Here is a 23,852-nt window from a genome sequence, read left to right as displayed (position 1 = left end):
TCATTCCACCGAATGCGCGGGCGTTCTCGATACGGTCAACGATGCCTAGTCGACAGTCAGCGTGCTTTCGATAACTTCGCGCCAGCGGTTTTCCCATTCCTTCTTCGCAAACGCCGCCGAAGAGTGGCGTCCGTGCGCGGCGAGCCTGGCGAGCCGGGTTCGATCGTCGGCGAGTTCTTCGATAGCAGCCGCGAGCTCGATATAGTCCGCGCGGATCAGCTTGCCGTTGTAACCGTCCACGATCAGATTCGGCAGTCCGCCGACGTTGGTCGCGATGACCGCGTTATTGGTCGCCAGAGCCTCGATGCAGGACAGGGACGTTCCTTCCGAATACATGGTCGGCACCAGCACGATATGGCTGTCGACATAGGCTTTGTACATGTCCTCCATGTCGTATTCGATCCACGTCACTCTGTGCGGGTGACGCGCCATGAACGCTTTCACCGCCTCCGCATCGCGGTCGATCGCCTGACCGCACAAAACCAGGCGAATGTCCGAGCGCCGCGAAAACAACAGATCGAACGCGTTGATGGTCAGATAGAGACCCCGCGCTTCATAAAGCCGGCGCGGCAGGAGAACGCATAACTCCTCTGCCTGGAAATTCTTCGGACGGCTCCTGAAAGACTCCAGATCGACGTAGTTCGGAACGTACGTCAGCGTATTGGCGAGCGCCCAGTCGTAGGTTCGCACCCAGTTGATAAAGTTCGTATCGACACAGACACATCGGTCGCTGTTGCGCAGCGCGCGGAACAGCGTTTCATAACGTCCCCGGTCGAATGTTGCGAGGTTATTGGATGCGCCGTCCCAATGGATGCCGTGGTTGATCGAAATGACGCGCCGGTTTTTTCCGAGCGATGCGGCAAGTTCAGTCGGCGACGCGATAATGAGATCGACATCCGCGCAGAATTCGGCGTATTTGCTCGACATCATGTCGAAATCGAAGTTGTCCGCGGCCTTGATCCCGACCACCTTGACGCCTCGAAAGTCGCGCTCGAACGGCTCGCGCGCGTCCTGCAGAAGACGAACCTCGCACCCCATGCCATGGAGCACGACTGCGAGGTCGTAGACGTAGCGTTCCGCGCCGCCCTTGTAGACGGTTTCGCCGTTCCAGTCGTAGAAGTTCACGTTGACGATGTCAACTTTCACTTTATGTCGCGCGGAAGCGGCCGTCAGCCTCGTCACGTTCCTGGCGTTGACCTGCCTCAGCAACGGCGCGTGAAGCACCGGCCAGGCGTGCGCGCGCGCAACCTGCGCGGACGCCTCGGTGTACGCGGTCGACCATTGGCCGCTGGCCAGTGCGTCGACGAAATCGATGCCCGAAGCGACGACAATGGCGTGTTCGTATTCCCTGATGGTCCGGGTCGGCGTGCCGATCACCGGCTTTCCCGCGGCAAGATACTCGAACAGCTTCAGCGGCGAAACGGGGTCGGTTTTCTCGCTGACAATGAACGGCACGATACCGATATCGATCCAGGCGAGATAGTGCTTCAGTTCGGCATACGGTTTGGGGCCGAGGTGAATGAAATTGTCGAACGTCTTCAAGCGCGCCATGCGCTCCTGAACCTCGCCGCTATATTGCGGCTCGAAAGCGACAACAGGACCGACGAACAGCAGCACGATGTCGTTAAGTCGCACTATTTCGTCGAGCAGATCGAAATCGAGCAGTTCGGAAATTGCGCCGTGGTAGCCGACCACCCGCCGGTTCGCCGCCATCTCGTACAGCTTGGCCGGCACGTCGCATCGCTCGCGCTCGCCGTGAATGAAGTCTTCCGGATAAACGCCGTTTTCCAGCAGCAGCGCGTTGGTGACCTTCGCGCGGTTCGCCTCGTACAGCCGATTCGACGAGAACAGGCAGACGTCCGCTATTTGCAGCAAGACCTCATGGTCGCAACGCATGACGTCGGAATAGTTTGCGAAGATGGTCAGGTCATCCAGAACATCGTAGATCGTCAATGCGGCACGGCAGATTTCGGCGACGTATTTGAAGCCCGGCCAGTGAAGATAAAGCGTGACCGGCTCGTCCTGGAAGTAGCCGAGAAAATCCTCGACCATATTGGAGACGTACAGGTTTTTTGACTTGGGCTGGATAACGGGATAAAGGCCGCCGAACTCCAGCATCACGCACAGATAGCCCGCCTTTGCGAACTCGGCCATGATGTGGTCGGGACGCTGCTTGAGCGAAAGGTCGTAGGCAACCGGGCACAGCACCACACCGCGGCGGTCTGGATGCACCGTGAGCAGGCGGCCGATCTGGTGCCTTCTTTGTTTCGAGGGGTCCTTGGCGTAGTTGCCAAAGTAGGCCGCCTGGGCGCGCGTATGCGCTTCGTAGTCTCCGCTGGCCACGGGCAGGACGTCATGCACGGGAACACCGGCAACAGCCGGCGTCTGCGTCTTGCCGCGCGCCGCCAACGCGTAAGCCGCGCTCGCGATGCGTCGCATTGGCGCGGTCAACTTCCAGGAAGTGCTTTCGAAGATTTCGCTAAGGGCGCCCTGCGCCCGCTCGCGCTCGCGAACCTCGAGCAGCAGTTCGCTCGATACGTCGCTCAGCGAGCGCTTGAGACTGTGGATTTCCGACAGCGCGTCCGACAACCGTTTCGCCAGCGTGTACCGGTCTCTGCGCGCGAGACGCTGATCCTCCGCCATCTGCTGGTGTTGCGTGATGAGAGCATCCGCGTCGGGGAGCGAAGTGCCTAGTTTCGCGACCGATGTAAGGGTTTGTCTGCGCGTTGCGTTTTGCATTGCTTCTTGTCCGTCCATGGCCAACCTCTTGAGTCGCCGTTATTCCGATTGCCCTTTCTGATGCCGTCAGCGCGCGTCTACTGGCGTTTCTTCCACGCGTATGTGTTCTGTGATGTCGGGCAGGAACAGCCCGTATCTATCGCTTTCAACATAGGAAGAGAAATAGCAGGCGCCCTCGATGTATTCGTAGTACTGCGGCACTGCCGTAGACCGGTCTTCGAGGGCCGCCACGAGCAGATACCGGCCCGTGTTGAGCTGGTTTCTCAGGCGAAACTCGATTTCGACCTCACTACAGTCGAAATCGAAGTCGATGCTTTTCTCGTCGTGGGTCGTTCGGACGATCAGATCGGTGCCTTTCGTATCCTTGATGGAGAAAGCCACGCTCACCGCGCGGCGATCGATGCCTTCAGGAATCCGGATCGCCAAACGGACGATCATCGGCTCGAATGCCGTGAACACGCTCTGGCGCCGGCCGGCCGAGTCCAGAACCCGGGCCGACACGATCGATCCGATATGCGTGCCCCAATGGTTGATCGGTTCGTCACGAGCAGTCGAGGCGGCCGGCACCGCGCTTTCCGCGGTCTGATTGTTCTGCTTCGCTTCTTCATCACGACCGGCCACGCTCTCTACCGACTGACTGGACGCCCCGATCGCTTCGCTTTCGCCGAGCCCCTCGGACATGAACTGCGTGTATTGCGCGGTAACGGCGAACGCGTTGCCTTCCAGCCGAACCCGTCCGCCATCGAGCCAGACGGCGCGCTCACACAAGGTTCGCACCGAGCCGACGTCATGCGACACGAAAAGAATCGTGACGCCGGATTCCTTGAGTTCCTTGATCTTGTTGAAGCATTTGGCCTGGAAGCGCGCGTCGCCCACCGCAAGCGCTTCGTCGATGATCAGGACCGCAGGCTCGACGTGAATGGCCACGGCAAACGCAAGCCGCACGTACATGCCGCTCGAATAAGTTTTCACCGGCTGATCGATGAAGTCGCCGATTTCCGCAAACTGCTCGATGCTGGCGAATTTCCGTTCAATCTGGTCAGCCGTCATTCCCAGCATGGCCGCGTTCAGGTAGACGTTTTCCCGACCGGAAAACTCCAGATTGAAACCGGCTCCCAATTCGAGCAGTGCCGCCACGCGGCCGTTGATCGCGATATCGCCGTGGGTGGGGCGCAGCGTGCCGCAAATTATCTGCAAAAGCGTGGACTTGCCGGAGCCGTTGCGCCCGATGATACCGACCGTTTCGCCACGGTTGACCGAGAGCGACACGTTCCGAAGCGCCCAGAATTCGCGTGAATAGCCGGTGCGTTTTGGAAACACGATATGCTTGAGACGATCGAACGGCTTTTCGTAGATGTCGAAACGCTTCGAGGCATTTGTCACCTGAATCGTGGTTTCAGGCTTGCCGACTAGATTCATTTCCATGAGCATCGGCCTTTACACAACGTCCGCGAAACCTTCGCGGGTCTTCTGAAACCAGGCCAGACAGATCCACGCGAATCCGATGCTGCATGACAGATAGATCGCTATCCCCACGAAGTCGGGCAACTCGCCGGCGATCATGACCGCTCGCGCCTGCTCGATGATGAAAGTCAGCGGATTGACCAGAATGAGTGCCCTGAAAGCGGGCGTCAAAGTATCGAGCGCGTAGAAAACCGGCGAGAGGAACATCAACAGGGATGAAAGCAGCGTGGTGACATACGTCAGGTCACGCACGTAGACGCCAGTGGCGGCGAACAGCCAACCCACACCCACGCCGACAAAAGCGAGCGGCATGAAAAGCGCCGGCAAAAAGACGATCGTCCATTGAAGCTTCCCGTACACGCACAGCGCAAAGACAACCCAGACAGCAAAGCTCGTCAGGAAGTGAAAGGCCGCCGAGGCGACTGTTATCCAAGGCAGGATTTCGAGGGGGAAGACGACCTTCGTCACGTAGTTCGCGTTGGTCGTGATGATGGTCGGCGCTCTATTCAGGCACTCGGCGAAGAAATTGAAAAGAATCAGGCCGACGAACAGGATCACCGCGAATTGAAAACTATTGTCGGTTCCTGGCCAGCGCGATTTCAACAGCGTGCCAAAGACGACCGTGTACATGGCGAGCATGATCAACGGCTGAACGATGGACCAGGCCAGTCCCATTACCGACCCGCGATATCGGCTCAAAATGTCCCGCCTGGTTAGCGCGACGATAAGCTGGCGTTGCTGCCACGGAAGTAAAAAGAGATCACGAAAATGAGCGCGGGGATGAGATTCTTCGCGACCGTCGTGTTTATAGGTAAAGCTCATATTGGCAGATCGCCTTGAACAGCGCCGGCTGGTTTAACGGTGAACGAAGAGGCAAACCATGCGGCGTCAATGAACCTGCCGGGATCGCGCCGGTCGGAGCCCGCTCCACTGCTCCTGGAGAATCCTACGGACCAGCCACACTCGCTCGAACGAGTGTCGCTATCTTGAAGGCGTCAGATTCACATCTGAAATGTGCGAAAGACTAATAACCCAAAGCACCACCACCATTCGTATTCTCAACGAATTGGGTCGGCTAAGATCTTAGAAAATGACGGCGCGCAAACAAGAAACGTCAGAAATGTTTGCAGGAAAATTCAACTTCCCTGTCGAATTTTCTGCAAAAACCGAGAGACGTGGAATGTGACCGATTCCCGCAGTGCGCGGCGTCCAGGTCGAACGCCGCCGGGTATCAGGTATCCGTATCACAGCCCATTGCAGGCTGGATGAAATCAGACATTGTCGATGTCCAGAAGCAGCGTGCATTCACACGCTGCCTGACGCGCCATCGCGATACATGCCTACGGCTGAGCTGCCGCTGCGTCGTCTTCGCGGAACAATTTGTCGGCCAGGTGAAACGCCGAATTCGCCGCCGGCACGCCGCAATAGATCGCGGTTTGCATTAGCACTTCCTTGATCTGCTCGCGCGTCACGCCGTTGTTCTTCGCGGCGCGCAGGTGCAGTGCGAGTTCCTCGCTGCGATTGAGCGCGACCATCATCGCGATGGTCAGCAGGCTGCGCGTGTGGCGCGGCAAGCCGTCACGCGTCCAGATTTCGCCCCACGCGTAACGGGTGATGAAATTCTGAAACTCTTCCGTCAACTCATTGCGGTTCGCAAGCGACCGGTCGACGTGCGCACTGCCCAGCACCGCGCGGCGCACATCGAGGCCGGCTTCATAGCGATCTTCGTCGTTCATTTCTGCTCCGTCAGGAAGTCGATCACAGTCTTCGTGAAAGCGTCGGCTTTCTCGATGTTGGAAATGTGCGAGGCGTCCAGCTCCACGTAGCGCGCGCCGGAAATCGACTGCGCCAGTTCGCGCCCTTGCGCCGGTGTCGCGGCCAGATCGCGCGTGCCGCTGATCACCAGCGCCGGCACCTTGATGCCCGGCGCTTCAGGGCGCAGGTCGGCCGCGTCGATGGCGTCGCAATTCGATGCGTAGCCTTCCTTGTCGGTATGCACGAACACGTCGCGAATCAGGGCGAGCACCACCGGCTCGCGTTCGACGTAGTCAGCCGTGAACCAGCGCGGCAGCACGGCATCGGCGAGCGCGCGCATGCCTTCGGTGCGCGCTCTCGCGGCGCGCGGGATCCACACTTCGGGTGAACCGATGCGCGCCGCCGTATTGCACAGCACGACGCGTTCGAACCGGTTGCCGTGACGCGCCGCCAACGCAACGCCGGTCAGGCCGCCCATCGAAATTCCGCAGAAATGCGCGCGGACGATCTTCAACGTATCCATCAGGCCGAGCACGTCGCCGGTCAGTTGTTCGATCGTGTACGGGCCCTTCGGCGCTTCCGAATGGCCATGACCGCGCGTGTCGTAGCGCAGCACGCGAAAATGTTTCGACAGCGCCGCGACTTGCGGCGCCCACATGGACAGATCCGTGCCGAGCGAATTCGACAACACGATCCACGGCGCGTTGCCGTGACGGTCGCCGTCGATTCGATAGTGAAGCTCGGTGCCATTGACTGCGGCGTAAGGCATGCCGGTTACTCCCTGGAATGGTCGCGCTGCGAGCGCGTGGTGTGAAGTGCCAGCGCGGCGTCCACATAAGCGTGCGCCTGGCCGACGTATTGAGCCGGATCGAGCAGTTGCTTCAGGCGCTCGAGCGGAAGATGCGTGGTGACGGCCGGGTCCGCGGCGAGCACGTCGAACAGCGTCTGACCGTCGCGGATCGCGGCTTTCGACGCGCGCTCCACCAGATGATGCGCGTCGAGCCGGCCGATGCTGTCGCCGAGCGCGAGCATCACCGCTTCGCCGAGAATCAGGCCATGCGTGACGTCGAGATTGGCGGCAAGGCGCGGCACGTTGACGTTCAGCCCCGTTGCGATCTGTTCGATGTTGGCGAGCGCGCCGCCCGCGAGACGCGCGAGATCCGGCAGCGCGTCCCACTCGGCTTGCCAGCCGCCGAGCGCGCGTTCGTGCTCCTGCACCATGCCGGCGAATACCGTGGCGACCAGCCCCGGCGCTCGCGTGGCGGCCGTCAGCACGGCGGCGCAACCGACCGGATTGCGCTTGTGCGGCATGGTCGACGAACCGCCCTTGCCGGCCGCGGCCGGTTCGGCGAGTTCGTCGATTTCGGTTTGCATCTGCAGCGAGATGTCGCGCGCGATCTTGCCGAGTGTGCCGATCAGCATGCCGAACATCGACGCCGTTTCGGCAATCCGATCGCGCTGCGTATGCCACGGCAGCGTCGGCACGGCAAGGCCAAGTTCTTCAGCGAGCGATTGCGTGACTTGCGGCGCGGCATCGCGCAGGCTCGCCAGCGTGCCCGCCGCGCCGCCGAATTGCAGCACCAGCACGCGCGCGCGCAACGCATCGAGCCGCTCGCGATGGCGCAACAGCGCGTCGAGCCATTGCGCAAATTTCAGGCCGAGCGTGATGGGCAGCGCCTGCTGCAACCAGGTGCGGCCGATCATCGGCGTGGCGCGATGCGTGGCCGCGAGTTTCGCCACGGCGTCGCAGGTGGCTTGCAAACTGTTGTCGAGCAGATCGAAGGTGTTGCGCAGTTGCAGCACCGTCGCCGTGTCGATGATGTCCTGGCTCGTGGCGCCCCAATGCACGTATTTCGATGCTTCGGCGTCGGCGGCCTTGACGCACGCGGTGAGTTGCTTGACGAGCGGAATCGCGAGATTGCCACCGAGCGCGGCGTCGCGTGCGAGTGCGTCGGCGTCGAGTTGGTCGGCTTGGCAAGCGGCTTCGATCGCGGCCACCGCCGTTTGTGGAATCACCTGATGCGCGGCCGAAGCGCGCGCGAGCGCCGCTTCCACGTCGAGCATCCGTTGCAGCGTGGCGCGCGGCGCCCAGATGTCGTTCATCGGCTGCGTGCCGCAAAGAAGTCCGGTGAGACGGGCGCTGGAGTCGAGCATGATGACGTCGATGATCGAGGGTGTCGGAAGTGAAGTTCGCGCCGGGGCGACGCCGGCTCCTGGGCCAGCGTCGCCCCGGCGCGTTGCGGGCGCGTTAAGCCGCTTGCGTGCCGTCGATCAGCGGCACACCGGTCAGCTTGTGCAATGCGTCGAAATCGATGTCCGAGAAAATCTCGCGCACCACGAGACCCTTGTCGGTCACATCGATCATCGCCAGATCCGTATAGATACGGTTGACGCAACCCACGCCCGTCACCGGGTATGAGCATTCAGCGGCGATCTTGCTCTCGCCCTGCTTGGTCAGGTGCTCCATCATCACATACACCTGCTTCGCGCCGATCGCCAGATCCATCGCGCCGCCGACTGCCGGAATCGCATCGGGCGCACCAGTGTGCCAGTTTGCCAGATCGCCCCTCGCCGACACCTGGAAGGCGCCGAGCACGCAGAAATCCAGATGGCCGCCGCGCATCATCGCGAACGAATCCGCGTGGTGGAAGTATGCGCCGCCCTTGAGCAGCGTGACGTGCTGCTTGCCGGCGTTGATCAGTTCGTCGTCTTCCTCGCCTTTGGCGGGCGCCGGGCCCATGCCGAGCAGGCCGTTTTCGCTGTGCAGGAAGATTTCCTTGTCGGCCGCAAGGTGGTTGGCCACCAGCGTCGGCACGCCAATGCCGAGGTTCACGTACGCGCCTTCGGGGATATCCAGCGCAACGCGCTTGGCCATTTCATCGCGGGTCAGTTTTTTCATGTCGGTCTCCGAATCAGGCGGCAGCGTCGTGAGGATTGGGCGTCGGGGCGTGGGCCGCTTGCGGCACTTCGATCACACGCTGCACGAAAATGCCGGGCGTCACGATGTTTTCCGGATCGAGTTCGCCGAGCGGCACGACTTGCGACACCTGCACGATCGCGGTTTTCGCCGCACTGGCCATGATCGGTCCAAAGTTCCGAGCCGTCTTGCGATACGTGAGATTGCCCCAGCGATCGGCCTTGTACGCCTTGATCAGCGCGAAGTCCGCATGCAGCGGCGCCTCCAGCACGTAATGCCGGCCGTCGATCAGACGGGTTTCCTTGCCTTCGGCGAGCTTGGTGCCATAGCCGGTCGGCGTGAAAAAGCCGCCAATGCCCGCACCCGCCGCACGAATGCGCTCCGCCAGATTGCCCTGCGGCACCAGTTCGAGTTCGAGTTCGCCAGCGCGATACAACGCGTCGAACACGTACGAATCGCTTTGGCGCGGAAACGAGCAGATGATCTTGCGCACGCGTTTGGCTTTGAGCAGCGCGGCGAGGCCGATGTCGCCGTTACCGGCGTTGTTGTTGACGATGGTGAGTTCGCGCGCGCCCTGTTCGATCAGCGCGTCGATCAGCTCCGACGGCATGCCGGCCGTGCCGAAGCCGCCGATCATGACGGTTGCGCCGTCGTTGATATCGGCGACCGCCGATTGAAGTGACTCGAAAATCTTGTTGATCATGTCGAATTTCCTTTGAAGGCGCTGCGTGCCGTCAGACTTGCTGCCATGCGGGCAGGGCTTGAGCGGGACGGTCTCCGGCCAATGCTGGCGGCGGCTCGCCAAGTGCGATGCGAAGCTGGCGCCGTTGGTTTGCTCGCTTCAAATTTGTTCGTTGTATGAACATGGATTCGTTTAGCGAACGCTGAGGCGATTATGGTAGTCCATCGTGCAGGTTGTCAAGGCAGGGAATTCCCCTTAATCATAGGTTCTTGCTGCGTGACATGGCGGTTTGTTGTTGGCGTCGGCCGGTCGGGGCGAAGAGTCGCACTATCCAAACAGGAGATTATTGGGCTAACCTCTATCCACTTATCAAATACGCTGTCCGCGCCGCAGGTCATCGAGCATGTCTGAACCAAACCTGGATCTGAACCTGATCCCCTACCTCGTCGCGATGGAAGACACGCGCAATGTCAGCCGCGCGGCCGAGCAGCTCGGCGTCAGCCAGCCGCGCGTGAGCACCGCGCTAGGCAAGTTGCGGGAGTACTTCGACGATCCGCTGTTCGTGCGCACGTCCAAAGGCATGGAGCCGACGCCGCGCGCGCTCGCCATCCTGCCCGCCGCACGCGACGCACTTTCGCGCATCGAGAAAGGCATGCTCGACGTGCAGGAATTCGACCCGGCCACCAGCACCCATACGTTCTCCATCGCGCTCTCCGACGTCGGCGAGATCGTGTTTCTGCCGCGGCTCCTGCAACTGTTCGCCGAACGCGCGCCGTTTGCGAATCTGCGCTCGGTGACGGTCTCGCCGTCGCAGGTGGAACGCGGGCTCGAATCGGGCGACGTGGATCTAGCGATCGGCTATTTCCCCGATTTGGCGGGCAATAACTTCTTCCAGCAGCGTCTTTTCACGCATCGCTTCATCTGCCTGATGCGCGCGCAACATCCACTGGCGAAGGCGCCGCTTACGCTGGCGCAGTACGTGGCGTCGGGTCACGCCGTGGTGCGCGCGGAAGGACGCAGCCAGGAAGTGCTCGAGCAGTACCTGGAGAAGAAGCGCATCAAGCGCCGCGCCGTGCTCGAAACGCCTCACTTCATGAGCCTGCCGTTCATCCTCGCGCGCACCGATCTGCTCGCCACCGTGCCGCATGCGATCGGCTTCGCGTACGTGTCGGAGCATGCGTCGATCACGCTGGTCGAGCCGCCTTTGCCGCTGCCGCATTTCGATCTGCGCCAGCATTGGCATCGCAAGTTTCATAACGATCCGCGTGGAAGCTGGCTGCGCAGCGTGGTGGCCGAACTGTTCAACGACGCGCTGGACGAATGGCCCAAATGAGCTGCCCTGACGGCACACAGGGACATCGGCACGACACGTTGCAAAACATGGAACAATGGCCGCACTCATTGAACCCGCGCGCTCCGTATAGACTCGACGCGCGATCCCGTAGGAGCGACGGATGACCAGTAGCAAGGCGAAGAAAACCAAACCGACAACCGCAACGGAGCGCCCGAGCCGCGAGGAAGCTGAAGCAGCGGTTCGCGTGCTGTTGCGTTGGGCCGGCGACGACCCGGCGCGTGAAGGCCTGATCGACACACCGGCGCGTGTGGTGCGATCCTATGAGGAGTTTTACGCGGGCTATCAGGTCGACCCGCGCGAGATCCTCGCCCGCACCTTCTCCGAAGTGGACGGCTACGACGAAATGATCGTGCTGAAAGACATCCGCTTCGAAAGTTACTGCGAACATCACATGGTGCCGATCATCGGACGCGCGCATGTGGCGTATCTGCCGGGGCATCGCGTGGTCGGCATCTCCAAGCTGGCGCGGCTGGTCGATGCGTTCGCCAAACGCTTGCAGATCCAGGAAAAGATGACGGTGCAGATCGCCGACACCTTGAACGAAGTGCTGCAACCGGCAGGCGTCGGCGTGATTCTCGAAGCCGCGCATCAATGCATGTCGACGCGCGGCGTGCACAAGGCCGGCGTGACAATGGTCACCTCACGCATGCTCGGCACGTTCCGCACGGATCCGTCGACACGTCGCGAGTTTCTGTCGATCGTCGGCAATCCGGGCGTGATGGCGGTCGCCAATACGTAGGCTGAGCACGCGCGAGGCAAGCCTGCCTCATGCCACGCTCCGCCTCACGCGCAGCTGGCCGAAAGTGGCCAGCAACACCGCGCCCAGCACGCACGCAACCCCGGCCAGTTGCGCCGCACTGACCGACTCGCCCAACACCATCGCAGCCAACGCCACCGCGCTCACCGGCACGAGCGCGGTCATCAAGCCCGCTTCGGCGCCGCTCAACCGGGCGGCGCCCGCATACCAGAGCACGAAGCCCAGCACGGTCGGCACCAGCGCGTAATACAGCACGCCGCCGAGTGCGCTCGCATCGACCGGCAAGGTCCACGGCTTTTCGAAGCAGGCCGGCACGATCGCCACCGCGAAACCGATGCCACACATCAGCGCCGACAGCGGCAACGGCGCTACCGCCGCGCGCAGCTTGCGATTGAGCAGAATGAACAACGCCTCGCAGACGATCGCGAGAAACACCAGCGCGTTGCCCGCCAGCGAACTGGCCATATGCGGCGCGGTGAATTCGCCGGGATGCACGGTGTGCATGGTGCACGCGAGCACGCCCGCCGTCGCCAGCAGGATCGCGCCGATCAACGCGGGCGCGGGGCGCTCGCCGAGCGCGAGCATGGCGACGCCGGCCGACACGGCGGGCAAGGTGCCGGCAATCACGCCGGCATCGGCAGCCGAGGCGAGTTTCATCCCGCTGATCAGCAACACCGTATAGCCGACGCTCCCGGCCCCCGCCTGGGCGATCACGAGCAGCGTATCGCGCCGGTCCAGACGCGGCCAGCGTACGCCTCGCCAGCGCATCGCCAGCACGAACAACGGAAAGGCAATCGCGAAGCGCAACGCGGTCGCGCTGAATGGCGGCAGTCCGGCCGCGATGGATTTGCTGACCACCACCGTGCTGCCGACGCCGACCATCGCCAGCGCGCAAAACAGATATCCGGCATACCGCGAGTTCATGGTGCTGTCCTGTTGGTTGGATCGAGCACGCAGAGTAAAGGCACGACAAGCGGCGGTCTTGAACGAAATTGCAAAACAGGGCAAGTCAAAAAGCGAGTCAATGAACCAGGTCAGCTCGCTCACGACGACGCCGTCAATGCTGGCCCGGCGGCAAATCCATCGAGTATCCTGAACGAACGGAGCGCCGCTCACGTGGCAGCCGCCGGCAGGCCGTTCGGGTACACGCTTTGCAACCGTCTGTAGAAACCCCGGAAGCACGCCGGCTCAACCGCAAAAACAGGAGCTCCTCAATTGGTAGCATTTCCGTCTTCGGCGGTGTCGACCTGGGGCGGCGCGGTCGTGTTCGTCAACGTTCTGTTGACGCGTCTCGGCGTACCGATCCCCGCGGTGCCCATGCTGCTGTTCGCGGGATCCGCGATTGCCGCCGGCACGCTGTCGTTCTGGCCGGTCCTCGGCGCCGCCGTGCTCGGCGCGCTGATCGGCGACGGCGCGTGGTTCACGGCCGGCCGCCTGTATGGCCGCAAGCTGATTGCGGCGCTAGGCCGGCTCTCGCCCGCCGTCGATTCAAGAGTGGACAAGGCGCGCGCGCTGTTCGAGCGCTTCGGTGTGCCGCTCGTGTCGATCTCGAAGTTCGTCCCCGGACTCGCGCTCGTCACGCCGCCGCTGATGGGTACGACCGCCGTCGACGTCCGCATCTATGCGGTCTGGGATTTCGCCGGCGCCCTCGCGTGGGCAGCCTTCTGGCTGCTAGGCGGCGCCGCGGCGGAACGGCAACTGCATATGCTGCTCGAATTCGTCAAAGCCCGTGGCGGCACAGTCATCGACATTTTGCTGGTCACCGCACTGCTCTATCTGGCCTTCCGTCTGGAGCAACGACGACGCGAACGCCGCCGCTTCAGGGACGCCGCAGCGGCACAAGCGGCCGCCGACGGCTGGCGCCGGCTCGCGCCACCGCCCAAGGTGCTCGATGCCCGTCCGCAGGCGCCCTTGCTCGAAGCGCCGTGCCGCATTCCCGGCGCGCTCGCGCTCGATCCGCAGTCGCGGGAGCAGATCGACGGGGCGCTGCGGGCGCATGACGTGGTGATCTACTGCATTTGCCCGGACAGCGCGACCGCGTTCGAAATCACGCAACGCATGCGCGATAACGGCTACACGCGGATTCGCGCGCTGCGGGGCGGCCTCGATGCCTGGCAGCGGCGCGGCTTTCCGGTCGAACCGCTTGCCTTGATCGACGAGTCGGGCACCGCCGGCCGCGCGCCGGCATCGCGCGGCGAAGCGCTCGGGGCGATCACGTTACGCGGTTTCGCGCCGCGCAGTACGCAGGGCACCTGAGCCGCGCCGGTCGCGGCGAGCTCCTCGTCGCCGTAGCAGTATTAAAGCTTGCGCAGCAGTCCGGCCGCCGAACGCATCCGGCGTTTGCGCTCCTTGCCGAGCCAGTGAAGCGCCGCTTCAGGATCGCCGACGCCGGCGAGCAAGGTCGCATTGTCGCGCAGCAACATCTCACTTGCGACCACATCGTTCAGCGTACCGAAACGTTTCTGGATCTGCTTCAAACGTTTGAGGGTGCGTTTGCGGCCGCCGCTCAGGACGGGTTCGAAAAACTCGAGCAGATAGCGCAGTTTCTTGCCTGCCTTCCTCACATTGTGGAAGGCAATGTAGTTGGAGCGCTTCGCACGTCGCGCTCGTTTTAACCGCTTCTTCAACGAGCGCTCTGAAGCGGCCACGCGTTGGTTCGCGAATTTTTGCAGCGGCATGCGCTCATGTGCGGTATTCAGTTCTTTGGACGCACTGGACAAGGCTTCGCGCAGCAGATGCTTGACGTCGGCGTTCGAGAGCGTCTCGCGGCTCGTCGTCAACGCCGCGCCGCGAGCGTCCTTGAGTTTGGGCGCTATTTCGCTCGCGCCGCTGCGTGCGCCGTTATCGTCGCGCGTCAGCAATTCGATCAGAATGTCCCAGTCGCGCGTTTTGCCGGCGGCCGTGGCCAGGTACTTATAGAGCGCCCGTTGCCGGGTGTTTTCGCCTTTCTCCAGCAAGGGCTCGAAGGCCCACCACAAAGAGCGCAAACGCCGCAGCGACACACGCAATTTGTGCAGCGCTTCCGGCGACGGGTCTTCGTGCACCGCGTTGGCGTATTCGATCGCGTGATCGACAAGAGGCGCCGCATACGACGCGAAGGCCTCTTGCGCGGAGCGCGCTTTAACGGCGGGGTCGCTGTCGACGGGTTGTTTCTCGCCTTTCGGATTTTCGCGCTTCATCAAAGCCCCTTTGAGAACACCCTATCAACACAGTAGCAAAAAAAGCGCCCAACTAAAATTGACGTGACGACTGTGTCGCTTCTACGGGCCGCACGCATGATCCAACGCAAGCCTCGCTCGCCTCGCAGCGAGCATGGTCTTTTTTCTGTGTTCGTCGACATCGCGACCACGAAGCGACTATCTTTAACTGACGCGAGGCCGTTCGGCCGCGCACTGGCGCCGCAACCCAGATCGGCGCAAACACGAACAGCTTTCAGGAGCTTGGTATGCGAATACTGATTGTCGGTGCAACAGGTCTGATCGGCGGCGAGGTGGTCAAGCTGCTCGCCGCCGAACACGACATCGTCACCGCGAGCCGCAAGGGTTCCGATCTTCACGTGGATCTGTCGAACAAAGCCAGCATCGAATCGATGTACCAGCAAGCCGGCAAACTCGACGCGGTTGTCTGCACGGCGGGCGCAGCGAAGTTCGCCCCGCTCGCCTCGCTCTCCGACGACGATTTCTCGTTCAGTCTTGCCAACAAGTTGATGGGCCAGGTCAATCTGGTGCGCTGCGGCGCGGCACACGTGTCGCAAGGCGCGTGCTTCACGCTGACGAGCGGTACGCTCGCGCAGCAGCCGATGGAAGGCAGCGCGGCCGTCAGCGTCGTGAATGCCGGCGTGGAAGCGTTCGCACGTTCGGCGGCGCTCGAACTGCGCGGCAAAGCCCGCGTGAACGTGGTCAGCCCGGGCTGGGTCGCCGAGACACTCGAGTCGATGGGCCGCGATCCGTCGCAAGGCGTGCCAGTTGCCTTGGTAGCGCAGGCCTACAAACGCAGTCTCGGTGGCGGCGCGAGCGGCGAAGTGATCTCCGCCTCATGACGGATCGTGCGGGCCAGGCCTTTTCGGACATCTGAACATCCGCATCCGACAACCTGTAACCCGTACTCTGAAGGCGACGCACCGCCAGTGGCCGCGCCCCTGCTCGCGCGCCACGACGGCGCACTGCCGCGTCACGCCACTGTCATCATTACGACACACACGCCCCGCAGGATCGGAAACTCCCGACAAACTCCCTGGGGCTCACGTCATGCCGGAACTTTCGTATCCACAGCCAGGCACTGCTGCCGGAAAGGGGCGCAACATCAGCCTCATCATTTTCCTCGCAGTGATTCTGGTGGGCGCGGTGTATTGCGCTGTGCACTTACTGGACGATCTGCAACCCGTTCGCGAAAGCTCGGTTCTGCCTTACGTGCTACTCGGCATTGCACTGTTGATCGCGCTGGGTTTTGAGTTCGTCAACGGCTTTCACGACACGGCCAACGCGGTCGCGACCGTGATCTACACGCATTCGCTTGCGCCGAACTTCGCCGTGGTGTGGTCCGGCAGCTGGAATTTTCTCGGCGTGTTGACGTCGAGCGGCGCGGTGGCTTTCGGCGTGCTGCAACTGCTGCCCGTCGAACTGATCCTGCAGGTCGGCAGCAGCGCCGGTTTCGCGATGGTGTTCGCCTTGCTGATCGCCGCGATCATCTGGAATCTCGGCACGTGGTGGTTCGGACTGCCGTCGTCGAGCTCGCACACGCTGATCGGCTCGATCATCGGCGTCGGCCTGATGAATCAGCTGATGCACGGCACCGACGGCACGAGCGGCGTGGACTGGAATCAGGCACTGGGCGTCGGCAAATCGTTGCTGCTCTCGCCGCTGGTCGGTTTTCTCGCAGCCGGTTTGTTGCTGCTGATCCTGAAAGCGGTGGTGCGCGTTCCCGCGCTGTATGCCGAACCCAAGGGCAAGGAGCCGCCGCCGTTCTGGATCCGCTGCCTGCTGATCCTGACCTGCACGGGCGTATCGTTCGCGCACGGCTCGAACGACGGCCAGAAGGGCATGGGCCTCATCATGCTGATCCTGATCGGCACGGTGCCGACGGCCTATGCGCTGAACAAGGCGGTGACGCCCGCGGAAACGCAGACCTTCCTCGCCGTCGCGCACGAAACCTCGGCGACGCTCGCCAAGTACACCCAGGGCGCCACGCCCTCGCCCAATCCGCGCGCCGATGTCGAAGCGTACGTGCGCACGCACCAGTTGACGCCCGCCACCCTGCCGGCCTTGCAGCAGCTGACCGACCTTATTGCCGGCCAGGTCGGCAAGTCGGGCTCGATGGCGGCGGTGCCGCAAGGCATCGTCGATAACGTGCGCAACAACATGTACGTGGCCTCCGAAGCGATTCGCCTGATGGCCAAAAACAAGCAGCCGGCATTCTCGCCGGAGGACGCCAAAACGATCGGCAACTTCAAGACGCAAACCGATCACGCCACCAAATTCATTCCCACGTGGGTGAAGGTCGCAGTGGCGATCGCGCTGGGTCTCGGCACGATGGTGGGATGGAAGCGCATCGTCGTGACGGTCGGCGAAAAGATCGGCAAGCAGCATCTGACATACGGACAGGGTGCATCGGCTGAACTGGTGGCGATGCTCACGATCGGCGCGGCCGACATGTACGGCCTGCCGGTCTCCACGACGCACGTGCTGTCCTCGGGCGTGGCGGGCACGATGGCGGCCAATGGTTCCGGCCTGCAATGGGGCACGGTGCGCAGCCTGGTCCTGGCCTGGGTGCTGACGTTGCCGGTTTCGATCGCGCTGGCAGCCGGCTTGTACTGGGTGTTCCGGGCGGTGTTTTGAGTACACGCGGCGGCCGGTTCCTCAACCGGCCGCCGCTTCTGAAAAAGGCATGAAAAAAGCGCGGTTCGTTCCGCGCTTTTTCATTTCACCGCACCGTACTTTCTCGCCGATCAGTACACCTCGGGCACAATCATCGAAGCCGGCACCGGCTGACGGCTGTACTCGTCGTGATAGACGCGAGCGGGCAATTCGATCTGCGAATGCTCGATCTCGTGATACGGCACCTGGCTCAGCAAGTGATTAATGCAGTTCAGGCGCGCGCGCTTCTTGTCGACCGCCTGCACGACCCACCACGGCGCTTCAGGAATGTGCGAACGCTGCAGCATCACTTCCTTGGCCTGCGTGTAGGCTTCCCAGCGGCGACGGCTTTCGAGGTCCATGGGACTCAGTTTCCACTGCTTCAGCGGGTCGTGAATGCGGTTCTGGAAGCGGATTTCCTGCTCTTCGTCAGTGATCGAAAACCAGTACTTGAGAATCTGCACGCCGCTGCGCGCCAGCATCTTTTCGAATTCCGGCACCGAACGGAAAAACTCTTCGTATTCTTCATCGCTGCAAAAATTCATCACGCGTTCGACGCCCGCGCGGTTGTACCAGCTGCGATCGAACAGCACCATTTCGCCGCCGGCCGGCAGATGCGAGACGTAGCGCTGGAAATACCATTGCGTGCGTTCGCGGTTATTCGGCGCCGGCAGCGCCGCCACGCGGCACACCCGCGGATTGAGCCGTTGCGTGATGCGTTTGATCGCGCCACCCTTGCCGGCGGCATCGCGCCCCTCGAAAATCACCACGAGGCGGTGGCCGGTCTGCACGATCCAGTCCTGAAGTTTGACGAGTTCGCCCTGCAAGCGGAACAGCTCGCGGAAGTACATCTTGCGCGCCTCGCGATGCTCGGCCGTGAAGCCCTCCGCGCCGTCGATGATGCGGTCGTCGACCTCCATCTCGAGTTCTTCGTCGTAGGCGTCGATCAGGTCTTCTTCGAAACGGCGCTGCCGCTCGGCCATCAATTCGGCTTCAGGTCTCGGATCCTGCTCTTTCATTGCGGCTCTCCTGGCAACGGAAATGGTTAAGCGCGCGGCGGCAAACGCGACGCGGACGCGCTCGATTATCGAAGCGTCAGGTGTCAACCGTGTTACCGCAGCGGCTGCGTGCCTTGTCAACGCCCATGATAGCGAGTTTCGCCCGGCCGCCCGGCGCTAGCGCAACGGTTTCGCGAAGCTGAGTTCGTGGCCGTCCGGATCAGTAATATGGAAATAGCGCTCGCCCCACGGCGCGTCGGACGGTTCGAGCGACGGCTTCAGCCCCGCCGCCAGCGCTTTGCGATAGAGCGCGTCGACGTCGGAGACATAGATGATCACGCGGCCCCACCAGGCGACAGGCGCGCGCGTATCGACGATCAGATTCAGATACGAACCGCCGAACGCAAACGATGTAAAAGCCTCCTGCGGACCGCCGAATTTCGTCGGAAATCCGAGTGCTTCATAAAACAGCACGGCGCGCGGCATATCGCGGGTGGCAAGCGTGATGGCGCTGATCGACTCGATTTGCGGTTCCGTGGGCCGGCTCGACGAGGCTGATGTGGCGGCTGAGTTCATGGCGGCTCTCTCCTTGGCATGCCAGACGTGTCATCTGCCCAGCACGGTGCATGCCGTGGCTGTGGCTGTAGCTGCGGCGCTCGCTGGCCTCGCAAAGTGTCTCACAGGGCGCGCCGCCGCGGCGCGTCTCGCGACCACTTGAAAACCTTCGCGGCGCCCCGCATCTCCCATTCCGTTTATCCGGAGCATCGCCATGGGAAGCCGCCCACGCTTCGTCGATGACCTGTCGCGCGCCGCATCCGACGCCCCCGGGCCCGAGACACTCAATCCTTTTTCCGACGACGCCCTGCTCGACGCCTATTCCCGCACCGTGATCGGCGCGCTGGAACGCGTTCAGCAAGCCGTCGCCTTCATTGCCGTCGAACGGCGCCTGCCCGGCGAGCCGTCCGGCCGCGGTTCGCGCGGCGGCACCGGCTCGGGTTTTCTGTTCACGCCCGATGGTTACCTGCTCACCAATAGTCACGTGGTGCACGGCGCCACCCACATTACCGTGACGCTCGCCGACGGTGCGAAATTCGACGCCGACCTGGTCGGTGACGACCCCGGCAGCGATCTGGCCGTCTTGCGGATCGGCTCGCCGGAGCCGCTGCCGCATGTCGAACTCGGCGAGTCGTCGAAGCTGCGCGTCGGGCAGATTGCGATTGCGGTCGGCAATCCGCTCGGCCTCGCGCAAACGGTCACGACCGGTGTGGTGTCGGCGCTCGGCCGCTCGCTACGCTCGAATTCGGGGCGCATGATCTACGACGTGATCCAGACCGACGCCGCGCTCAATCCCGGCAATTCGGGCGGTCCGCTGATCAATTCGGCGGGCCAGGTGATCGGCGTGAATACCGCGATCATTCCCGGCGCGCAAGCCATCTGCTTTGCCACCGCGATCGACACCGCCAAGTGGGTCATCATGCAGATTTTCGCGCATGGCCGCGTGCGGCGCGCCTATATCGGCGTGGCGGGCACCACCAGGCCGCTGTCGCGCCGCCTGCAGCGCTATTTCGGCTTGAGCTCGGAAAGCGGCGTACATGTCATGGAGATCGTAAAAGGCAGCCCAGCCGCGCTCGGCGGCCTGCGCACCGACGATACGATCATCGCGATCGATACGCAGGCCGTGCAGGATGTGGACAGTTTGCAGCGCACGCTCGACGCATCGCGCATTGACAGACCGGTCAATGTGACGGTGTTGCGCGGCGCGCAGCGGCTCGAATTGACGTTGACGCCGGTCGAGCAGGTTAGCTGAGACCACAGCGGCGTGCATGTTCTGCGAGCACAAAAAAGCCTCGCGTTCGAACGAACGCGAGGCTTTCTCTTTCTGCTAGAAAGCCGCGCATCTCAACTCAAGATGCATTGCCCAATACCCCGCAATAAAACGCTTACTGGATCACGCGCGTCACACCCCGGCCGCGCGGATCGGCCGCGGCTTCCGGCGTATCGCCATTGATCTTGATCGCCTGGATATCGCCGCTGAAATCCTGCCCCTTCAGCGTGTAACCCTTGGCTTCGATCTGCTTGGCGAGTTCACCGTCGATCGGCTTGTACGGCTCCCAGAAGATCGTGTTCGGCGGCAGCAACTGATGATGGAAACGCATCGCGGCGACAGCCTGCTGCAGCGGCATGTTGTAGTCGTAGACGTTATTGATCACCTGGAAGATCGACGTGAAGATGCGCGAGCCACCCGGCGTGCCGATCACGAGCGATACTTTGCCGTCCTTCGTGAGGATCGTCGGGCTCATCGAGGAGAGCGGCCGCTTCTTCGGTTCAATCGCGTTCGCGTCGCTGCCCACCACGCCGAACATATTCGCAACGCCCGGCTTCGCGGAGAAGTCGTCCATCTCGTCGTTCAGCACGATGCCCGTGCGGTCCGCCACCACACCCGAACCGAAATAGCCGTTGATGGTGTACGTGTTCGACACGGCGTTACCCCACTTGTCGATCACCGAGAAGTGCGTGGTCTCCGCTTTCTCCGGCATCGACGTGCCAAGGCCGGCCTGAACGCTCTTTGTGTCCGACGGCGCGTTCGGATTTACTTCGCCGGCGCGCTTGGCGATATACGCGTCGTCGGTCAATTGCGCGACCGGCACCTTGTAGAAGTCAGGATCGCCGAGGTATTGCGCGCGGTCGGCGAACACGCGCTTTTCGATTTCCGCGATCAGGTGCACGTATTGAGCGGAATTGGGCGTGACATCCTTGAAGTCGGGCGCAAGGTCGGCCTTCATTTTCAGCAACTGCACGAGACCGATACCGCCCGAGCTCGGAGGCGGCGCCGTGTAGACGCGATAGCCGTTCCAGTCGGCCTGGATCGGCTCACGCCACACTGCTTTGTATTGCTGCAGATCGGCCTTGGTGATCAGACCGTGACCACGCATGGACGCGGCGATCAGATCGGCCGTCTTGCCCTGATAGAAGTCTTTGGCGCCCTGATCTGAAATGCGCTGCAATACAGCGGCCAGATCCGGCTGCTTGAAGTTGACGCCCTGCTTCAGATTGCCGAAGTAGGTATCGAAGTTGGTCTTGCCGGCGAACTCTTTCGCGGCATCGTCGCGGCGTTCCTGCAATTGCTGGCTGACCTCGAAACCATCGCGCGCGTAGTGGATGGCCGGCGCGAGCACCTGCTTCCACTTAAGCTTGCCGAAGCGGCGCTGCGCCTGCCACATGCCGTCCACGGTGCCCGGCACGCCGACCGCGCGGTAGCCGTACAGGCTCATGCCTTTGATGACTTCGCCCTTGTCGTCGAGATACATGTTCCGGGTTGCGGCCAGCGGCGCTCGCTCGCGATAGTCGAGGAAGTAGGGCTTGCCGTCGACATAGAGCGTCATGAAACCGCCGCCGCCGATGTTGCCCGCTTCCGGATACGTCACGGCAAGCGTGAAGGCAATGGCTACGGCTGCGTCGACGGCGTTGCCGCCTTCCTTGAAGATCTGCTCGGCGGCGTCGGCGCTGAACTTGTCCGCGACCGCGATGGCGGAGGCAGTGAGGACAGCCGGTTGGGCTTTCGCGGGCGGCTTGGCGATTGCCGGCGTGGCTTCGAGAAAGCCGGTGGAAACTGAGACGAGTGCGACCAGCGCGAATCCGCTGGCCGACGATTTAACGTTGCGGAACAACTTCATTGCATATCCCCCAAGACGACTTTTATCCGATGAATACAGATGTCTCGAGGGTTTATAACATGTGAACTACTCGCTTGCGAAGCCGCTAGATGTCGTAGGGTTCATGCTGCGGCACACAAAAAAACCGGTTGGATAGCGCACAGAAGCGCTCGTCGAAACAGCCGGGACAGGCGTCTTCGGCATGCGGCACGCCGCGCGGTACGGCGCTTTACGCGCGTCCGCGACTGCCGCGCGCAATCTCATCGCCGGCGTTATGTGGCAGTCGAGCGGTAATCGGAATCGACATGAACGAGAACAGCCCGACCACCAGGAAAGCCGGCCAGAAATCGGAGAAAACAATGGTCGAATGACCCTGCACGTTATGCGAAATCTGCAGCACGATACCCGCGATCGTCACGCCGAGGCCCAGCGAAATCTGCTGGATCACGCTTGCGACACTCGTCGCGCGACCCACGTCGCGACTCGGAATATCGGCGTATGCCAGAGTGTTCAACGACGTGAACTGCAGCGACGGAAAGAAACCGCCGAACAGCACGACGCACCAGATCAGCCAATGCGGCGTGCCAGGAAAGAACAGACCGTAGACCGCGATGGCGAGGCCCGCGCAGCAGGCGTTGAACATCAGCACCGTGCGGAAACCGAAACGCTCGAGAATGCGCGACGCGGCCGCCTTCATGAAGATCGAGCCGAATGCGGACGCACAGGTAATCGACCCCGACTTGAACGCCGTCATGCCGAGGCCTTCCTGCAATGCAAGTGGCAACAGAAACGGCACCGCCCCGAGGCCGATGCGAAACAGCGAGCCGCCCACCACGCTCGCGTGAAAACTCGGAATGCGCAGCAGCCGAAGATCGAGCACAGGCAATTCGACGCGGCTCGCGTACAGCACATACAGCATCAGCAACACCACGCCGATCACGCACATGCCCACCGACACCGGGTTCGACACCAACTCGCCGCCCACTAGCGAGAGCCCCAGCATGAACAGCGACGCCCCGCTCGCGGACAAAAAGAAACCGGTCCAGTCGAGGCGGCCCGGATGCGCTTCGCGCACGTTGGCGATGTGTTTGTTCGCGAGCCAGATGCCCAGCAGGCCAATCGGAATGTTGATGAAAAAGATCAGACGCCAGTGCAGATAAGTGGTGATGAAACCACCCAGCGGCGGCCCGACCACAGGTCCGAGCAAAGCCGGCACCGTCAGATAGTTGACTGCACGGATAAAGTCGGACTTCGGCACAGAACGGAAAATGATGATGCGGCCCACCGGCACCATCATCGCGCCGCCAAGGCCTTGCACGAATCGCGCAACCACGAACGTGCCGAGCGATGTGGAAGCCGCGCACATCAGCGAGCCGGCCATGAAAACGCCGATCGCCGCGCGAAACACCGTGCGCGAACCGAAGCGGTCAGCAACCCAGCCGCAGATTGGAATGAAGACACCGAGGCCGATGACATAAGCCGTCACGGCGAGCTTGAGGGTGATGGGATCCTGGCCGAGATCGCGCGCCAGAACCGGCAGCGACGTCACGATGACCGTGCCGTCCACGTTTTCCATGAACATCGCACACGCGACGATCAGCGGAACAATGAAAGTGCCTAAAGCGAGAGGCATTGGCATGGCGACGGGTTGCAAGGCCGCCGGCGTAAAGCGTCGATTATG

General features: G+C 62.2%; 19 protein-coding genes and 1 pseudogene. 6 read left to right on the top strand and 14 right to left on the bottom strand.

What is annotated here, in order from left to right:
* Positions 1–45: 45 nt before the first annotated feature.
* The 8 genes from B0G81_RS05230 to B0G81_RS05195 form a co-directional block, all read right to left on the bottom strand.
* Positions 46–2,739: a glycosyltransferase gene (locus B0G81_RS05230; protein WP_243856364.1), complete on the bottom strand. Its 2,694-nt coding sequence runs from the start codon at positions 2,737–2,739 to the stop codon at positions 46–48.
* Between the two features lie 66 nt (positions 2,740–2,805).
* On the bottom strand, positions 2,806–4,164 hold the full coding sequence (locus B0G81_RS05225; RefSeq protein WP_243856363.1) for an ABC transporter ATP-binding protein: 1,359 nt from the start codon (positions 4,162–4,164) through the stop codon (positions 2,806–2,808).
* A gap of 12 nt (positions 4,165–4,176) precedes the next feature.
* Positions 4,177–5,025, bottom strand: coding sequence for an ABC transporter permease (locus B0G81_RS05220; RefSeq protein WP_134133768.1), 849 nt, complete (start codon positions 5,023–5,025; stop codon positions 4,177–4,179).
* Positions 5,026–5,543: 518 nt separating this feature from the next.
* Positions 5,544–5,939, bottom strand: coding sequence for a 4-carboxymuconolactone decarboxylase (gene pcaC / locus B0G81_RS05215; RefSeq protein ID WP_116123175.1), 396 nt, complete (start codon positions 5,937–5,939; stop codon positions 5,544–5,546).
* Positions 5,936–6,727, bottom strand: a complete 792-nt coding sequence (pcaD, locus tag B0G81_RS05210; RefSeq protein ID WP_134133767.1) for a 3-oxoadipate enol-lactonase — start codon at positions 6,725–6,727, stop codon at positions 5,936–5,938. The genes pcaC and pcaD overlap by 4 nt, the downstream gene beginning before the upstream one ends.
* A 5-nt stretch (positions 6,728–6,732) precedes the next feature.
* Complete coding sequence (locus B0G81_RS05205) at positions 6,733–8,112, bottom strand: 3-carboxy-cis,cis-muconate cycloisomerase (protein ID WP_134133766.1); 1,380 nt, start codon at positions 8,110–8,112, stop codon at positions 6,733–6,735.
* A gap of 94 nt (positions 8,113–8,206) precedes the next feature.
* Positions 8,207–8,857 (bottom strand): 3-oxoacid CoA-transferase subunit B, encoded by a 651-nt coding sequence (locus B0G81_RS05200; protein ID WP_106276869.1) that lies wholly within the window; start codon positions 8,855–8,857, stop codon positions 8,207–8,209.
* 13 nt (positions 8,858–8,870) lie between these two features.
* The gene (locus tag B0G81_RS05195) at positions 8,871–9,578 is read right to left on the bottom strand and encodes a 3-oxoacid CoA-transferase subunit A (protein ID WP_134133765.1); all 708 of its coding nucleotides are present in this window, start codon (positions 9,576–9,578) and stop codon (positions 8,871–8,873) included.
* Between the two features lie 382 nt (positions 9,579–9,960).
* On the opposite strand from B0G81_RS05195, the gene B0G81_RS05190 reads away from it, so the two are divergent.
* Together B0G81_RS05190 and folE are read left to right on the top strand one after the other, a co-directional pair.
* Positions 9,961–10,890 carry a LysR family transcriptional regulator gene (locus B0G81_RS05190; protein WP_134133764.1) on the top strand — a complete coding sequence of 310 codons (930 nt, stop codon included), beginning with the start codon at positions 9,961–9,963 and terminating at the stop codon, positions 10,888–10,890.
* A 121-nt stretch (positions 10,891–11,011) separates the two neighbouring features.
* Positions 11,012–11,650 (top strand): GTP cyclohydrolase I FolE, encoded by a 639-nt coding sequence (gene folE, locus B0G81_RS05185; protein ID WP_134133763.1) that lies wholly within the window; start codon positions 11,012–11,014, stop codon positions 11,648–11,650.
* 27 nt (positions 11,651–11,677) lie between these two features.
* On the opposite strand, the gene B0G81_RS05180 is transcribed toward folE, so the two are convergent.
* Positions 11,678–12,592, bottom strand: a complete 915-nt coding sequence (locus tag B0G81_RS05180) for a DMT family transporter (RefSeq protein WP_134133762.1) — start codon at positions 12,590–12,592, stop codon at positions 11,678–11,680.
* Between the two features lie 291 nt (positions 12,593–12,883).
* On the opposite strand from B0G81_RS05180, the gene B0G81_RS05175 reads away from it, so the two are divergent.
* Entirely contained in the window at positions 12,884–13,924 is a 1,041-nt protein-coding gene (locus B0G81_RS05175) for a VTT domain-containing protein (RefSeq protein WP_134133761.1), read from the top strand.
* A 41-nt stretch (positions 13,925–13,965) separates the two neighbouring features.
* Here B0G81_RS05175 and B0G81_RS05170 read toward each other — a convergent pair whose 3' ends face one another.
* Positions 13,966–14,847, bottom strand: a complete 882-nt coding sequence (locus tag B0G81_RS05170) for a CHAD domain-containing protein (RefSeq protein WP_134133760.1) — start codon at positions 14,845–14,847, stop codon at positions 13,966–13,968.
* A 224-nt stretch (positions 14,848–15,071) separates the two neighbouring features.
* Here B0G81_RS05170 and B0G81_RS05165 point away from each other — a divergent pair.
* Positions 15,072–15,707, top strand: a pseudogene (locus B0G81_RS05165) (short chain dehydrogenase); the annotation flags it as partial.
* A gap of 208 nt (positions 15,708–15,915) precedes the next feature.
* Positions 15,916–17,502: an inorganic phosphate transporter gene (locus tag B0G81_RS05160; RefSeq protein WP_134133759.1), complete on the top strand. Its 1,587-nt coding sequence runs from the start codon at positions 15,916–15,918 to the stop codon at positions 17,500–17,502.
* Positions 17,503–17,612: 110 nt separating this feature from the next.
* Here B0G81_RS05160 and ppk2 read toward each other — a convergent pair whose 3' ends face one another.
* Together ppk2 and B0G81_RS05150 are read right to left on the bottom strand one after the other, a co-directional pair.
* Positions 17,613–18,539 (bottom strand): polyphosphate kinase 2, encoded by a 927-nt coding sequence (gene ppk2 / locus B0G81_RS05155; RefSeq protein ID WP_116123167.1) that lies wholly within the window; start codon positions 18,537–18,539, stop codon positions 17,613–17,615.
* Positions 18,540–18,695: 156 nt separating this feature from the next.
* Positions 18,696–19,094 carry a VOC family protein gene (locus B0G81_RS05150; protein ID WP_134133758.1) on the bottom strand — a complete coding sequence of 133 codons (399 nt, stop codon included), beginning with the start codon at positions 19,092–19,094 and terminating at the stop codon, positions 18,696–18,698.
* A 193-nt stretch (positions 19,095–19,287) separates the two neighbouring features.
* On the opposite strand from B0G81_RS05150, the gene B0G81_RS05145 reads away from it, so the two are divergent.
* Positions 19,288–20,325 carry a trypsin-like peptidase domain-containing protein gene (locus tag B0G81_RS05145; RefSeq protein ID WP_134133757.1) on the top strand — a complete coding sequence of 346 codons (1,038 nt, stop codon included), beginning with the start codon at positions 19,288–19,290 and terminating at the stop codon, positions 20,323–20,325.
* Between the two features lie 133 nt (positions 20,326–20,458).
* Here the strand turns inward: B0G81_RS05145 and ggt are convergent, their stop codons facing one another.
* Both ggt and B0G81_RS05135 read right to left on the bottom strand, forming a co-directional pair.
* On the bottom strand, positions 20,459–22,192 hold the full coding sequence (gene ggt / locus B0G81_RS05140; protein ID WP_134133756.1) for a gamma-glutamyltransferase: 1,734 nt from the start codon (positions 22,190–22,192) through the stop codon (positions 20,459–20,461).
* A 208-nt stretch (positions 22,193–22,400) separates the two neighbouring features.
* Positions 22,401–23,804 carry an MFS transporter gene (locus tag B0G81_RS05135; protein ID WP_134133755.1) on the bottom strand — a complete coding sequence of 468 codons (1,404 nt, stop codon included), beginning with the start codon at positions 23,802–23,804 and terminating at the stop codon, positions 22,401–22,403.
* Positions 23,805–23,852 lie beyond the last annotated feature (48 nt).

The sequence above is a fragment of the Paraburkholderia sp. BL6665CI2N2 genome (assembly GCF_004366535.1).
Lineage (GTDB): Bacteria > Pseudomonadota > Gammaproteobacteria > Burkholderiales > Burkholderiaceae > Paraburkholderia.
This window is presented reverse-complemented; position numbering and strand designations above follow the sequence as displayed.

What these genes read in the sequence shown, in the direction of transcription:
- B0G81_RS05230 (WP_243856364.1), bottom strand. Translation starts at nt 2,739, where the DNA reads ATGCAAAACGCAACGCGCAGACAAACCCTTACATCGGTCGCGAAACTA.
- B0G81_RS05225 (WP_243856363.1), bottom strand. Translation starts at nt 4,164, where the DNA reads ATGGAAATGAATCTAGTCGGCAAGCCTGAAACCACGATTCAGGTGACA.
- B0G81_RS05220 (WP_134133768.1), bottom strand. Translation starts at nt 5,025, where the DNA reads ATGAGCTTTACCTATAAACACGACGGTCGCGAAGAATCTCATCCCCGC.
- pcaC (WP_116123175.1), bottom strand. Translation starts at nt 5,939, where the DNA reads ATGAACGACGAAGATCGCTATGAAGCCGGCCTCGATGTGCGCCGCGCG.
- pcaD (WP_134133767.1), bottom strand. Translation starts at nt 6,727, where the DNA reads ATGCCTTACGCCGCAGTCAATGGCACCGAGCTTCACTATCGAATCGAC.
- B0G81_RS05205 (WP_134133766.1), bottom strand. Translation starts at nt 8,112, where the DNA reads ATGCTCGACTCCAGCGCCCGTCTCACCGGACTTCTTTGCGGCACGCAG.
- B0G81_RS05200 (WP_106276869.1), bottom strand. Translation starts at nt 8,857, where the DNA reads ATGAAAAAACTGACCCGCGATGAAATGGCCAAGCGCGTTGCGCTGGAT.
- B0G81_RS05195 (WP_134133765.1), bottom strand. Translation starts at nt 9,578, where the DNA reads ATGATCAACAAGATTTTCGAGTCACTTCAATCGGCGGTCGCCGATATC.
- B0G81_RS05190 (WP_134133764.1), top strand. Translation starts at nt 9,961, where the DNA reads ATGTCTGAACCAAACCTGGATCTGAACCTGATCCCCTACCTCGTCGCG.
- folE (WP_134133763.1), top strand. Translation starts at nt 11,012, where the DNA reads ATGACCAGTAGCAAGGCGAAGAAAACCAAACCGACAACCGCAACGGAG.
- B0G81_RS05180 (WP_134133762.1), bottom strand. Translation starts at nt 12,592, where the DNA reads ATGAACTCGCGGTATGCCGGATATCTGTTTTGCGCGCTGGCGATGGTC.
- B0G81_RS05170 (WP_134133760.1), bottom strand. Translation starts at nt 14,847, where the DNA reads ATGAAGCGCGAAAATCCGAAAGGCGAGAAACAACCCGTCGACAGCGAC.
- B0G81_RS05160 (WP_134133759.1), top strand. Translation starts at nt 15,916, where the DNA reads ATGCCGGAACTTTCGTATCCACAGCCAGGCACTGCTGCCGGAAAGGGG.
- ppk2 (WP_116123167.1), bottom strand. Translation starts at nt 18,539, where the DNA reads ATGAAAGAGCAGGATCCGAGACCTGAAGCCGAATTGATGGCCGAGCGG.
- B0G81_RS05150 (WP_134133758.1), bottom strand. Translation starts at nt 19,094, where the DNA reads ATGAACTCAGCCGCCACATCAGCCTCGTCGAGCCGGCCCACGGAACCG.
- B0G81_RS05145 (WP_134133757.1), top strand. Translation starts at nt 19,288, where the DNA reads ATGGGAAGCCGCCCACGCTTCGTCGATGACCTGTCGCGCGCCGCATCC.
- ggt (WP_134133756.1), bottom strand. Translation starts at nt 22,192, where the DNA reads ATGAAGTTGTTCCGCAACGTTAAATCGTCGGCCAGCGGATTCGCGCTG.
- B0G81_RS05135 (WP_134133755.1), bottom strand. Translation starts at nt 23,804, where the DNA reads ATGCCTCTCGCTTTAGGCACTTTCATTGTTCCGCTGATCGTCGCGTGT.